The organism is Bradyrhizobium valentinum, assembly GCF_001440405.1.
Lineage (GTDB): Bacteria > Pseudomonadota > Alphaproteobacteria > Rhizobiales > Xanthobacteraceae > Bradyrhizobium > Bradyrhizobium valentinum.
Window position 1 is genome coordinate 18120 of the sequence record NZ_LLXX01000050.1, and the last position, 13199, is coordinate 31318.

Genomic DNA, 13199 nt, shown 5'->3' on the forward strand with positions numbered 1-13199 from the left:
GCCTCCACCAGTCGGATCACCGCGCATTCGCCGGCGCGTGCAGGTGCCACAGATCGGCGCGCCAGTGCAGCACGATCGCCAGCATCAGCGCGAGACCGGCTGCGGCATAGAGCGTTCCGGTCGCCGCAAATCCGATCTCGTCGATCAGACTGCCGGCGGCTAAAAGGCCGATCGGCAGCCCGTAGATCACCATCATGCGCACGCCCATGACCCGGCCGCGGAAATTCTCGCTCGCAGTCCGCATCAGGATGACGGCGATCGAGATCATCGCGAGGCTTTGCGAAAAGCCCGCCACGACCAGGCACACGATCGCGGTCGGCACCGTCTGCATCTGCACGAAGATCAGCAAGGTCGCGTACCAGACGACGGTGGCGCCGATCATCAGCCGCGCCACTCGGAGATCGCGGATCAGGCTCAACACGATCGAGCCGGCCAGCGAGCCGATCGCAAAGCTCGCCGACAGATAGCCAAGCCCGGTCTGGTTTGTGCCGTAGATCGCCTTGGCGATATAGGGCAGCAGACCGTTGGAGAGCGGATACGCCGTCAGGTTGGCCAGGAACGCCACCCAGAGCGCGGCCTGCATCCGCGGCGTGGTCCAGACATAGGCCACGCCTTCCTTGAGGTCGCGCAACGGCGAGCGCTGCAGCGCCTCGCTGGCAGCCTCGCCCGCGAGTTGCGGCTTTGCCGGCGCCACGATGCACAGCGTCAGCGCGGTCGCGGTAATGTAAAGGCAGACGATCGCCACATAGGCCGGGCCCATTCCGAGTGCGGCAAACAATCCGGCGCCGCTCAGCGCGCCGGCGATGCGCGCGGTATCCATCGTCGTACGCGAGATACTGATCGCTCCGATCAACTGGCCATGCGGCATAATGGTCGCAACCAGCGCGCCGCGCACACCGAGATCGGATGGCCGGACGATGCCCATGACGGCCGCGACGATGAATACATAGAGCGGCGCGAGGTGGCCCGACAGCGCCAGCGTCATCAGCACGGCCGCCAGCACCGCGTAGGTCGCGCGCATCATCGCCAGCAGATCGCGGTGACCGATCCGGTCGCCGACGACGCCGAACATCGGCGCTACCAGCGTGCCGATATAGCCGAGCGAGGCGAACAGAGTGAGCAACAGGACCGACCCGGTCTCGACCAGCACGTACCAGCCGAGAATGAGCATCTCCATCTCGAACGCCCACGAGGTGAGCAGATCGGCGGGCCACTGAAAACGGTAGTTCCTGACACGGAATGGTTCGAGCGCGGAAGGCCGCGCGGGGTCGCTCAAGATGCGTCGTCGCGATTCATCGCGGTCCACCCTGCCCTGTTCTTATTCTTGCCTCACCGTCGATAGCAAGTCGCGCCCGGCGTTTCAAGCAGCCGACATGGCCCTGGCACGGTGCGACAGCAGCAGCCGCCTCACGTCGGCGGCCGATATCGCAGGACTGAACAAATAGCCCTGCATCTCGGTGCAGCCGAGGATGTACAGCAGGTTCCTTTGCTGCTCGGTTTCGACGCCCTCCGCCGTCGTCATCATGTCGCTGGCGGCCGCGATGTTCACCACCGCCTGGACGATGGATGAGGATGCCCCTGGACCTGCGATATCCTTGATGAAGGAGCGATCGATCTTGATCTTGTCGAACGGGAAACGCTGCAGGTAGCTGAGCGACGAATAGCCGGTGCCGAAATCGTCCAGCGCGATCCGCACACCCAGCTTGCGCAACTGATGCAGCGCGTCCAACGCCGCGTCGTCGCGAATGAGCACGGCCTCGGTGATCTCGAGTTCGAGCCTGCTGGCAGGCAGGCCGGAGGCTGCCAGCGCCGCCGCCACGTTCAACGACAGCGATTGGCTCCTGAACTGCACCGGCGAGATGTTGACCGCGACGCGAACGTGAGCCGGCCAGTTGACGGCCTCTGCGCAGGCCGCGTTGAGTACCCATTGGCCGAGTTCATTGATGAGCCCGGAATCTTCCGCGATCGGGATGAATTCCGCCGGCGAGATCATGCCGCGCTCGCGGTGCCGCCACCGCAACAGCGCTTCGCACGAACTGATCTTGCCGTCCTCGATATTGAGCACCGGCTGATAATAGGTCTCCAGGCTTCCGTCGGTGATCGCCTGGCGCAGCTCGAGTTCCAGGCTTCGCCGCGCCTTGGCGCGCTGATCCATGCCGGCCTCGAAGAAGCGGTAGGTCCGCCGTCCGTCGGCCTTGGCGCCATAGAGGGCGAGGTCCGCATTCCTCAACAACTGGTCGAGGTGCACCCCGTCGCCGGGCGCTAGCGCTATACCGATGCTGGCATCGGTGGTGATCAGGTGCCCCATGCATTCAAAGGGCTGCCTGATCGCCGAATGAATTTCATCAACGAGCCGGGTGGTTTCCGCCCGATCCTTGATAGCCATTTGAATGACGGCGAACTCGTCGCCGCCGAGGCGAGCCGCCACGTCGGCGTCTCCGAGGCAACCGCGCAGGCGCTCCGCGACGCCCTTGAGCAGCTCGTCGCCGGCCGAATGGCCCAGGGCATCGTTGACGGCTTTGAACTCGTCGATGTCGATATAGAGCACAGCCAGTTGCTCGCCCGGCCGGAGCGCTTCGAGCGCCTGTTCGAGCCGCGCGCGGAACAGAATCCGGTTCGGCAGGTCCGTCAATCCGTCGAAATGCGCCAGATGCGCAATTCTCTCGTCGGCGCGCGCGCGCTCGGTGATGTCTTCGATCGTGGCGACCCAGCCGCCGCCCTTCAGCGGCCGGTTGATGATCTCGATCGCCCGGCCGCCCGGAGCCTGCGTCAGCTGACGCGTCGCTTTACCGAGCGACACCTTTTGTATGATCGCGTTGCAGAATTCATCGACATCGCCGTCGAATGATCCGGTTTCCTTCCGGTGGGCGATCAGCCGCTGTATCGTGCAGCCGGGCTTGGCCACATCAGGCGATAGTCCGAACATGTCGAGATAGGGCTGGTTGCAAATGATGATCCGCGCGGATGCATCATAGAGAACAAGACCTTGCGGGATATTGTTCACGGCAATCGAAAGCTGGCGCCGCTCGGCTGCCAGCCGCTGATCGGTCAACCGGTGACGCCGCAGCAACAACCCGGCGATCACGACCAGAACGGCGACGAGCGCAAGCAGCACGCGCTCGCGAAGACTCCATGCCGACGTCGCCAAGTCGGCCGCAACCATCACCGCAAGCAGCACGCCGCACACCGCAAGCAGTTTGACCGATCCGCCCTCTTGCGCAGAACCGACCGAACCGCTCGATATTTGAAGACCACCCTCGTTGCTCACACGAAGTGCCCTTGGAATGATGGAGTTCGTCCGAATGGAACTCAGACAGCTAATCGCGCGCCCCCGTCAGTGTACGTAGTACTGATGGAAGGCGCGTTACAACTTGCGGTTAGCAATCGGTTACCTTGCACACGCGCTGGCGCCAATCCGCGATCTGGAATCGGAGGTTACCGGGACGCGGCCCCGGGCCGGCTCCTCTCGTCCGAAGTGGTAAACGAACGATTAATTCGAAGCTGGCGTCGCACGCGGCCAGAAATGCACGAAAGCCCTTATTTTTCAGCGTAACTGACATCCGGCAGCGCCGCCGGAGCTCCATCGCAAAAACGAATCCTGGCCGAGATGCCGCAGATTTAGCTGATGCGAATCCTCTCCGGCTTAACCGTTTCGCTAGTCGCGGCCGACCATAATGGGGGCCAGACCCCAATTCATGAGATCCAGGTTCAGCACCGTGACATCCTTCGGACGTGTGATTTCCGTGCGCGGCTCCCTCGCTCGGGTCGGACTTCTGGCCGCGGGCCCGATGCCCGTCGCCGAAGTGCGCGCCACCGTCGGCCGCTTCATCAGCATCCGTTGCGCCGGTTCCACCATCATCGCGATGATCACTGAAGTATCGTGCGAGGACATGCCGAACTCCGATGAATATATCGCGACCGCCTCGGTCGACCTGCTCGGCGAAATTTCCGGCGGCGAGCGCCCCAAATTCCAGCGTGGCGTCACCAACTATCCGACCATCGGGGATGCCGTCGACGTCGTCACCGCCGAGGACCTCCGCACCGTCTATGCGCCGAGCGGGTCGGACCAGATCAATGTCGGCACCCTGCAGCAGGACCGGTCGGTGATCGCCTATGTCGACGTCGAGGAAATGCTCTCCAAGCACTTCGCGGTCCTCGGCTCCACCGGCGTCGGCAAATCGACCAGCGTGTCGCTGCTGCTCAACGAGATCCTGAAAGCGCGGCCGAACCTGCGGGTATTCCTGCTCGACGTGCACAACGAGTATGGCCGCTGCTTCGGCGACCGTGCGCTGGTGCTCAACCCGCGCAACCTGAAACTGCCGTTCTGGCTGTTCAATTTCGAAGAGATTGTGGACGTGCTGTTCGGCGGCCGTCCCGGCGTGCCGGAAGAACTCGACGTTCTCGCCGAAGTCATCCCGATGGCGAAGGGAATCTACACCCAGTACCAGAACTCCGATCGTCTCGGGCTCAAGCGCATGGACCCGAAGTCGGGCAGCTACACTGTCGATACGCCGGTGCCCTACCGGCTGGTCGATCTGATCTCGCTGATCGACGAGCGGATGGGCAAGCTGGAGAACCGCTCCTCGCGCATCATCTATCACAAGCTGATTTCGCGCATCGAGACCGTGCGCAACGATCCGCGCTATACCTTCATGTTCGACAACGCCAATGTCGGCGGCGACACCATGGCGGAAGTGATCAGCCATCTGTTCCGCCTGCCGGCCAACGGCCGGCCGATGACCATCATGCAGCTCGCCGGCTTCCCAGCCGAAGTCGTCGATTCCGTGGTGTCGGTGCTGTGCCGAATGGCGTTCGATTTCGGCCTGTGGAGCGACGGCGTATCGCCGCTGTTGTTCGTCTGCGAGGAAGCGCACCGTTACGCTTCGGCCGACCGCAACATCGGTTTCGGTCCAACCCGCAAGGCGGTCTCGCGCATTGCCAAGGAAGGCCGCAAGTACGGCGTTTTCCTCGGCCTCGTCACCCAGCGTCCGGCCGAACTCGACGCCACTATCATCTCCCAGTGCAACACGCTGTTTGCGATGCGCCTTGCCAACGACCGCGACCAGGCACTGTTGCGCTCGGCAGTCTCGGATGCCGCCGCAAACCTCTTGTCGTTCGTACCCTCGCTCGGCACCCGCGAAGTGCTGGCCTTCGGCGAAGGCGTGGCGCTGCCGACGCGCCTGCGCTTCAAGGAGGTGCCGGTCCATCAGTTGCCACGCAGCGAAGCCACCATCGCGTCCGTGCCGTCGGTCTCTGCCGGCCACGACATGCATTTCGTGTCTGCCGTGCTGGATCGCTGGCGCGGCGCCACCTCGCATCGCGACGTGCCGAACGATCCCGGTATTGGCGACCGGCCCGCTGCAGCCCGCATCATGACGCCGGTGGAAGCGCCGATGCTGCAGCCCTCGATGGGGCTCGATCCCGACCGGTTCTCGCTCCTCAAGAAGCCGCTGCGCTGAGGCGGCACGCGTTCGCGCGAATTCTTCGCGCGGGCCGGTATCCACCTCAGCCAAAAACGCTATATGGTTCGGGCCAACGCCGCTCCGCGCGGTCTTAAGCCGGAACCTTTCATGACCAAGCCCGCCATCAAACGATTTCAGCCGCCCGCCATCGACAAGCTGCCGGAGGATATCCGGACCCGGATCCTCGCGGTGCAGGAGAAATCCGGCTTCGTTCCGAACGTCTTCCTGACGCTGGCTTATCGTCCTGACGAATTTCGCGCTTTCTTCGCCTATCACGACGCGTTGATGGAGAAGGACGGCGGGCTGACCAAGGCCGAGCGCGAGATGATCGTAGTGGCGACGTCGAGCGTCAACCAGTGTCACTACTGCGTGATCGCACATGGGGCGATCCTTCGCATCCGGGCCAAGAACCCGCAAATCGCCGACCAGATCGCCGTCAACTACCGCAAGGCCGACATCACGCCGCGGCAGCGTGCGATGCTCGACTTCGCCATGAAGGTGAGCCAGGAGGCCAACACGGTTTCCGAGGCCGATTTTGCCGAACTCGCGGGCCATGGCTTCAGCGACGATGACATCTGGGACATCACGGCGATCGCGGCCTTCTTTGCGCTCTCGAACCGGCTGGCCAATGTCACGGCGATGCGCCCGAACGACGAGTTCTATATGATGGGACGACTGCCCAAGCAGAGCTAAGCCGGCAGGCCCGCTCCCGGTTCCCTGCATTGCGGGACGGGATGGCTGTCCCGCACTCGCCAACATTTCATGTCGGAAGCGCTGCCGGCGTGCTAAAAGAGGCGCACGATTTTTTGCGGACCGGTAGCAGTGAAAACCCAGCGGCCTATTATTTCGGACGATGAGCACGTCGTGCTCAAGTTCCGGCCGCGTACCTCCGCCCACCCGCCCAGCCGGCGGGAAGAATCCGATCCGGCCAAGACGGCGAGCAAGACGTCCAAGACGGCGCCGGCGGCGAACGACCTGTCCCGCTACGAGCGGCCGCGCGACGAGGGCGACGATTTCCGTCAGCGCATGCTCGCCAATGTCGCCGCGCTGGCCTTCACGGTGGCGTTGACCGCGATCGGCATCTGGCTTGCGATAAGCATCGCCGATCTCCGCAAGACCCAGGATTGCGTCCTGATGGGCCGCCGCGACTGCGCACGGATTTCGGTGATGCCGCCGGGGTAATGGCGCACAATCGTCGCACCAACTCAGATCGTCATACCCGCGAAGGCGGGTATCCAGTACGCCGTGGCCTCTCGATTCAATCACTGCTGTCTCTGGAATACTGGATCGTCCGCCTTCGCGGACGATGACAGGTGAATGTGACTGCGCGTTCTCGCGACGCAAAGCGCCCGAGGTTTGCATGGACCTTTCCCTCAAAACAGAGGGAGCAGGGAATGCCGGGTGCTTGCTGCACCCGCGGTCTCGTGTGCAAATATGCAAAGAGATGCGCACACGAGCATACAGGTACAGCCGGAGCACTCCGGCATTCCCTGCGCAAGGAAGTCAACTGGCCTGAAAAGCCGAGACAAATCAACGGCGTGCGGTAGAAGTGTTCACATTTGTGTCGCGATTCCCGTTGTGCTCTTGATGGTGAAAAATATTAATCGCTATAGAGCCTTGTGGAGAGTTTGGGCGGGCTAACGTCGGCGGCAACGTTTTAAGAGGGGGCAACTTTGGGCAATAGAACAAAACTGCGCGGGATCATTGTTCTCGGTCTGCTGCTGTTTACCAGCAGAGCAAGCTTTGCCGAGATAGACACCAGTTCGGCGAATTTAATACTGCCTGCATGCCGCGAGTGGGTGAATGCTGTAGAGGGTGCCCCGCTTCGCGGAGACCCGGTGCTAAGAGGACTTTGCATGGGCACCATCGACGGCATTTTTTATGTCGATCCCAGGATATGTCCGCCGTCGAAGGGCAACAAAGTAAGCCTTGGTCAGATCGCTCGCGTTGTTGTGCGGTACATCGATAATCATCCTGCAAGGATGCACGAAGATTTCAAGAGACTTGCTCTCGAAGCCATACGGGATGCTTGGCCGTGCCAGTGATAGTCCGGAGACTAGCTACCCCTTCTCCCGCTCCGCCCGCGCAAATGCCTTGGCCTGCTCTAGCGCCTCATCGCTGGTGAGGATGTCCGGCCGCAACCGCCGCGCCAGAATGTCATCGAAGTAAAAGAATTTGGATTCCCGGCCGTCGGCGAAACGGCCTTCAAAGCTGCCGGACTTCGGGACCGCTTCATTGCCGGATAATGCGAATGCGGTTTGGCATCAGAACTGAAGGACCGGTTTAGGTGCCGCTGTGGGTCCGCTTCTTCCGCCACAACGCAAATGCGATTAAAGCCAGCACCGCCATGCGAAAGGTGCTGGGCCGCCGATGTGCATCGTTTCCTAACTCACGTCGCCGTCGCCAGTGCATAGAGATCGTTCCCTGACTTGCCTCGCCCTCGCCAACGCTAGGCCGCCGCCAAACATACGCCAGACGGTTAGGATCGTTCCTAACGTGGCGGCCCTACTCAATGTATAAAAAGAGCGATGACCATTAACAGGACCGTCAATGCTCCAAGTGCGATCACTGCAATTTTGAACCAGATATCTCGCAAAACTACTCCCGTCGGAAAACTCATACGGGAGTACCGATGATGTCTCTCCAGTCACCAATGATAGGCGATGCGGTGATGATGGAAGTTGATTTATGTTAGGCAGCCGGCGCGCGGGAGGCTTCTGAAAAGGGGGTGCCGGTAAAACTCTCCCGATGCCTCAAGTCCAATCTAGCAGCAGGCATGGCGGAATTGGTGTCGCTGCCTGTCCTCCCTTGGAACAAAGATTAAATTTACGCCGCGCCCTGCCACAGACCGCGCCTCGCCCTTGCCCCCGCGCCGCCGATCTACCGATCTCCCTCCGATTTCGCGATGATCGCAAGGCTCTCAAGTTGGTTCGCTAGCGCTGCCCAGCTACGTGAAATGTTCCTTAGCACGGTAGATCGGCGGGCTGAATTCCCAGGATTACCTGCGAGCGCTTTGTACACCGCAGCATAGGCTCTGCATTGTTCGACTGAGGGCATTTCGGCTCCGCGCGGAGCCGCCATTGGCCCTCGTGTTTGAGGGCAACCTCGTTTTTCTTTTGCAGTTCCTATTTTTCCCGTCAGACTTGACCGTGTACGTACAGGATCGTCAAATGACACCCGTCTGGATCTATGTCGATACCAGCAGGCAAGTCGGCGACTGCGACCACCTCAAGGTTTTCGCGAACCGCGACGCCGCCGATGAATGGTTTGCGAAGAACGATCCGGAGGGCGTTGCGTTCGAATACGAGGTTCTGGAATGAGCCGGAGGTGCGGCACAGTAACAGGCGCAACGAACCATGACCCTTCAGGGTGCCGCCCAAAGGGAATACAGCATGCCGACGACTAGAGCCACGCTCAAAATGATCGTCGCGATCCCGGCAATCTCGATGATGGAAACCTGCTTTGGATCAACTGCCATGCGCCATTCACCGGCGGCTGCTGGGCGACGGCGTTGATCTGGATCAAGTAAGAGACGCCATCGAGGGGAGCTTTTTTCAGCCCGCAGCTAACAGGATTGGCAACAACGTCACGGCGGTCAACAGTGCTGAGAGCAGAAGGGAAAGCGCGCCGAGCTTAAACCACTCAACCATGGCAGCCCCCTTACTCTACACAGGGGTGACCAGTGTTGATCTAGCGAAACCGAAAAGCAACGTCTTTCCTGTCACGCCTTAGTGACATGCAATATGCAGTTTGTGCCGCGGCCACCAGCCGAGCCGGAAGCGCCGATCACGCTGACCGTGGTGCAGGCGGAGGACGGGCAGCTCGGCCCAAGATCGAGATCGTGGCGGCGGCTTCGACGATGCAGTGAAATGCGACCCACACGCTAAAGCATCATTGGTCGCTTTGCGGCCGAACTGATCGCGTCCCAGAGTTTGTGTGCCAGAGGGCTCCGACTGAGGAGGCACAGCCAGTACAGCCGCTGATTGCCCGGCCCTTTGATAAGCTCGCTGTGCTTTGCCTTCGTGAGGCCTAGGCTGGCAACTTGATCCGACCAGTAATTGAGAATCGCGGACCGCAGTGCAGTCTTGTTCATCGCGTTGTAATTGATGGCGTTGCGCCATCCCGGCGCGAATGTGTTGAACTGGTCATAGTCCTCAGAGGTGTAGAGATCGACGTTACGCTGCAAGTCGGCAATGCTGATATGCACAATGATGTCGATATGCTGCAGCTTCTTGAGAATCTTGAAAAGCTCAAACGATAGCGCGCCCAAATTGTGGGGATCTAGAAACGCGAAATGCAAACCATAAGGGTGTACGTTCTGGACGATCCGCTCCATCGCCTCCACAGCGGGTCCCGGCGTCGCCACGACAGGTGCCTTGAGCGAACGCAATCGTGCATGCGTTGCGCCGAGAAGCTCTTCATTCCAGTCTGAAATCTCAATTGATGAAAACGGTCCGGGCGATTTCAGACCGCGCTTGTAAGCGGCGACCGAACTGCCGTCGATGTACTCTTTGGTATCACGGATGAGCAGACGGCCGGGACCGCAAAAGACATCGATGTAAGATGCGCCACTACGGGTATGATAATTCGAACGCGCGCCCCCCGAAGCCTGAATGTAGTCAGTGAGCAACTTGTGCTTCGTCTTCGCCCAAGCGCCGACCTTCTCAACGACCAAGCCGTCGTCACCAAGCGGGTACTGTTCTTCCCTCGACGGCATTTTTGGCGCGTCTCCCTTTGGCGTTTACAACGGGTGCGCCGACCGGAAATTCTCTCCACAGTCGGCCGTCTAATATGCCGCCGCCCTTGCCATTGCCGGGGGGGTCAAGCCGCTTCGCGTCTTCAATCGATAATCCTTGTTCTACCACGAAGGGATTATTTTCGTAGTTTCCCCACTGCTTCAAAAATGGAGCCGCGCCGACCCGCCGACATTCGGCAATAGCGTCGCGCGCCCATTGCGGATGGGTGTGCCGGATTCTGTCCGCACGCACGCCGCTCTCGCCTCCGATGATAACCCAATCTGGAGCACGGCCATCAACTTCCAAACCGCCAATCGGGCCCAATGCGGGTTCATAGCTGATGAAATGGACCTGAGCTGGCAACTTCAGTAGATGCGCGGCCCGCTGCCGATATGCGCGACCGTCCTCAGTCGTCGTTCCGAGCCAAACATTGGCGTAGCCTTCGCCCCAATCACCCGGAAGCATCTTGCGGATATTTTGCGGCCGCTTCGTCAGCAGTTGCCAATCGAGTTGATCGCACTGGCGGATAAGCGCGAACAGATCGGCACGCCAGTGTGGGTCGGCTTGATTGTCAAACACGTCGGCAAGCGAGGCGCAGAAAACGCGCTGTCGGCGACCGTGAACACGCTGGAAGTCCTGCGCCTGAGCGTTCCAAGATAACGGTTTCTTCCAATAGGCATCGGTCGTTCGTCGGCGAGGATTATTACCCCACTTCACTTGACCGCTGCGTTTCGCCCAACCTTCCGCGTAACAGAAGTCGCAGGCGGATGCTGCGCCGCCCGGTCTGGCAACTTTGGTGCATCCGACCCACGGGTTGAAGGTCGAATCGGTCCATTCGATTTTCGACTGCGCAGCCATGCCCGAATCATAACATGGATTCACCAGCGAAGTCGCGGTTCGACGCGAAGGCTCGGCGGGTTAAGATGCGCCCGCTGGATCTTGGCGACGACGCGGCCGATGATTCCTGGCCCGATCTCGGGATACTTCGCCAACTCGGCGACGACCTCGCGCACGAAATCGCTGCGGTCGCGTGACGGGATCGGCCGGGCGGCGTCGATCACGGCGCTCATTTCGTCGTCGCTGAGCGAGATCATGGCCTCAGTTAAAATACTCCACGGCCCACGGCGGGCGATCTGGGGCGGCCAAAGCACAGCCACGGAAGGCAATTGTGCGGAAAAACGTCAACCTCCGACATGCCCGATTGCCAAAAGTCCATGAGCGCGGCGCGATTGGCGGCCCAATCGGCGCGCATTTCGGGACCGATGAATTTTCTCATGTCGGTCTCGTGACCATCGCCATAACCGTCATAGCCCTGTACCGGGTATGTGGCCCGGCCGCCGAGCAGTTCGTGCCTCCGATAAGGGCCGAGGGAGAGGCGTGAGCCCCGGCGACGTCGCAGGATGGTGCTCATCGGCGCTCTCCCCGGTACTCGCCGTTCGGCCTCCAACCTCATTTCGCGCCGGGACAACATCGAGGTTTAGCCGGTGCAGACTTCGGACGATGAAACTTTGCGCGGCCAGCCGATGCTTCAAAAGTGGCTGTTCGCGCACGATGCCTTTCACTCTGAGCGCGACGCCGTCGCGGCCGATCTCTTCGTCGTACTCGGCGATGGTGTCTGCGGTCTGGCAACTCCGCAGCAGCATCTGGTGACCGGCGCTTTCCTCGATGTGAAAATCGCGGTTGATCGATCCCCATAACTCGGCACCGGCCTTGCCCAACGACGCGGGCGGAGCGAGCGGATTTGGCTTCGATGCCGGGTCGATCACCGTGAGCGTGGGGGTGTTCTAGCCACGAGCTTTCCTCCTCGCGAATGTTTTCACCCAGTTCCAACATATTCCGAGCGCCGCCGCGTTGGAATCTACTACCGTCTGAAAAAACGGACCATCCCCCCGGCCCCTTGGTCCGAGACCGAAAACCTTCACAATTGCAGACGTCTACGAGGAAGGGAATCGACAACCACTCACATATAGCCGGGATCGCGCGGAACGTAATTGCGCCAATCGCCAAATGATCGCGCCGACATGAGGACGAGGGGCTGCACGATGTGAAAGCCAAGTTCGATAACCTTGGCCATGAGTGCGTCGGCACCCCCTGGTGCGATTAGCGAGAGCTGCTGAGGTTGAAGGCTCAAAGCAGCTTCCATTGCCGCGCTGACGACCTCCGCGGAGTCAGCGCCCGACGCAACTGCGAGAGGTCCAATGTGACCCTCGGGCGACGCGTACGCGTAGCCAACGGCGGAACCGCCTTCCTCAATCCTGAATCCCGTCGCATCTGTCCGCAACAGGTACTCGTGGTGCCGGTCGCGGCGGAAGCCGAGAATGTCGCTGTCGATTTGGCCAAGCCAATCGACCGGAGCGCCCGCCGCAATCGGGCTACAGGCATAGCGGCTGCTTCTAAGCCTCCGTTGCACCACGCTCGCCGGTGCGCTGATGCGATAGAGAGGCTGCCGCGGATACAGGCCGTGCTTCGTATAAAGTCCGATTGCAGACGTATTGAACGCAAAGGTGATAAGCGCTCGATTTGTCGCCTTCAGCCGCTCCGCATGGAGCAAGGTTTTTTGGAGGAGTTCCCCGCCGACTCCCATTGCCTGCTTCCCCGGCTCTATGAAGAGCTGCGCCAAGTACCAGAAGTCGGCGAGAGTCCAGCTGAAGCCGAAGCCGATGATCGCCTCGTCGTCTTCCGCAATCCATAGGCCGGTTGCATCTTCGGACAGACAGAAGGCTTGGAACACTGGCGGCCGCAGCGGCATCGATGGCTCAAACCCATGCCGGCTCCACAGATCATTGATGCTTCGCTGAACCAGCGCGGCAGCAATCTCCAGGTCTTCGTTCCTTGCCGGGCGTATGCTAATTGGCATATCTTTCACGGGCGCCAGCCGTTGAGATGACATCGTAACGGCTAAACCACAGCGTGGCTAGGGCAGGAGCGGCTCTGTTGGTGCAACCTGATCCGACATGAAGCCTCGCCAACGGTCCTCAAGCCTAAACCGGCGCTCCGATTC

General features: G+C 60.8%; 12 protein-coding genes and 1 pseudogene. 6 read left to right on the forward strand and 7 right to left on the reverse strand.

All coding sequences use genetic code 11. The features are described 5' to 3' along the window. Positions 1-16: 16 nt before the first annotated feature. Both CP49_RS08785 and CP49_RS08790 read right to left on the reverse strand, forming a co-directional pair. Positions 17-1276 (reverse strand): MFS transporter, encoded by a 1260-nt coding sequence (locus CP49_RS08785; RefSeq protein WP_057849945.1) that lies wholly within the window; start codon positions 1274-1276, stop codon positions 17-19. Positions 1277-1360: 84 nt separating this feature from the next. Then, positions 1361-3103 (reverse strand): annotated as a pseudogene (locus CP49_RS08790) (putative bifunctional diguanylate cyclase/phosphodiesterase); the annotation flags it as partial. Positions 3104-3695: 592 nt separating this feature from the next. Between CP49_RS08790 and CP49_RS08795 the strand changes: the two are divergent. The 5 genes from CP49_RS08795 to CP49_RS45840 all read left to right on the forward strand — a co-directional run bounded on the left by CP49_RS08795 (position 3696) and on the right by CP49_RS45840 (position 8782). Next, positions 3696-5459 (forward strand): ATP-binding protein, encoded by a 1764-nt coding sequence (locus CP49_RS08795; protein ID WP_156438200.1) that lies wholly within the window; start codon positions 3696-3698, stop codon positions 5457-5459. 111 nt (positions 5460-5570) lie between these two features. Next, on the forward strand, positions 5571-6155 hold the full coding sequence (locus CP49_RS08800; protein WP_057849947.1) for a peroxidase-related enzyme: 585 nt from the start codon (positions 5571-5573) through the stop codon (positions 6153-6155). Positions 6156-6284: 129 nt separating this feature from the next. After that, positions 6285-6644: a hypothetical protein gene (locus tag CP49_RS08805; protein WP_057849882.1), complete on the forward strand. Its 360-nt coding sequence runs from the start codon at positions 6285-6287 to the stop codon at positions 6642-6644. Between the two features lie 491 nt (positions 6645-7135). After that, on the forward strand, positions 7136-7507 hold the full coding sequence (locus CP49_RS44460) for a Rap1a/Tai family immunity protein (RefSeq protein WP_156438202.1): 372 nt from the start codon (positions 7136-7138) through the stop codon (positions 7505-7507). 1125 nt (positions 7508-8632) lie between these two features. Further along, on the forward strand, positions 8633-8782 hold the full coding sequence (locus tag CP49_RS45840) for a hypothetical protein (RefSeq protein ID WP_197423054.1): 150 nt from the start codon (positions 8633-8635) through the stop codon (positions 8780-8782). A gap of 563 nt (positions 8783-9345) precedes the next feature. Here CP49_RS45840 and tcmP read toward each other — a convergent pair. Genes tcmP through CP49_RS08825 form a run of 4 tightly spaced genes read right to left on the reverse strand, consistent with a single transcriptional unit; the run spans position 9346 to position 11609 of the window. Beyond that, positions 9346-10179 (reverse strand): three-Cys-motif partner protein TcmP, encoded by an 834-nt coding sequence (tcmP, locus tag CP49_RS08810; protein ID WP_057849883.1) that lies wholly within the window; start codon positions 10177-10179, stop codon positions 9346-9348. Continuing rightward, positions 10145-11056 (reverse strand): DUF5131 family protein, encoded by a 912-nt coding sequence (locus tag CP49_RS42480; protein WP_082645930.1) that lies wholly within the window; start codon positions 11054-11056, stop codon positions 10145-10147. The genes tcmP and CP49_RS42480 overlap by 35 nt, the downstream gene beginning before the upstream one ends. A 20-nt stretch (positions 11057-11076) precedes the next feature. Continuing rightward, positions 11077-11292 (reverse strand): hypothetical protein, encoded by a 216-nt coding sequence (locus CP49_RS08820; protein ID WP_057849885.1) that lies wholly within the window; start codon positions 11290-11292, stop codon positions 11077-11079. Positions 11293-11300: 8 nt separating this feature from the next. Beyond that, complete coding sequence (locus CP49_RS08825) at positions 11301-11609, reverse strand: hypothetical protein (RefSeq protein WP_057849886.1); 309 nt, start codon at positions 11607-11609, stop codon at positions 11301-11303. Between the two features lie 73 nt (positions 11610-11682). On the opposite strand from CP49_RS08825, the gene CP49_RS08830 reads away from it, so the two are divergent. Continuing rightward, a complete protein-coding gene (locus CP49_RS08830) occupies positions 11683-11895 on the forward strand; it encodes a hypothetical protein (RefSeq protein ID WP_057849887.1) in 213 nt (70 codons plus the stop codon). Positions 11896-12158: 263 nt separating this feature from the next. Here CP49_RS08830 and CP49_RS08835 read toward each other — a convergent pair whose 3' ends face one another. Beyond that, positions 12159-13055 carry a GNAT family N-acetyltransferase gene (locus tag CP49_RS08835; RefSeq protein WP_057849888.1) on the reverse strand — a complete coding sequence of 299 codons (897 nt, stop codon included), beginning with the start codon at positions 13053-13055 and terminating at the stop codon, positions 12159-12161. Between the last annotated feature and the right edge of the window lie 144 nt (positions 13056-13199).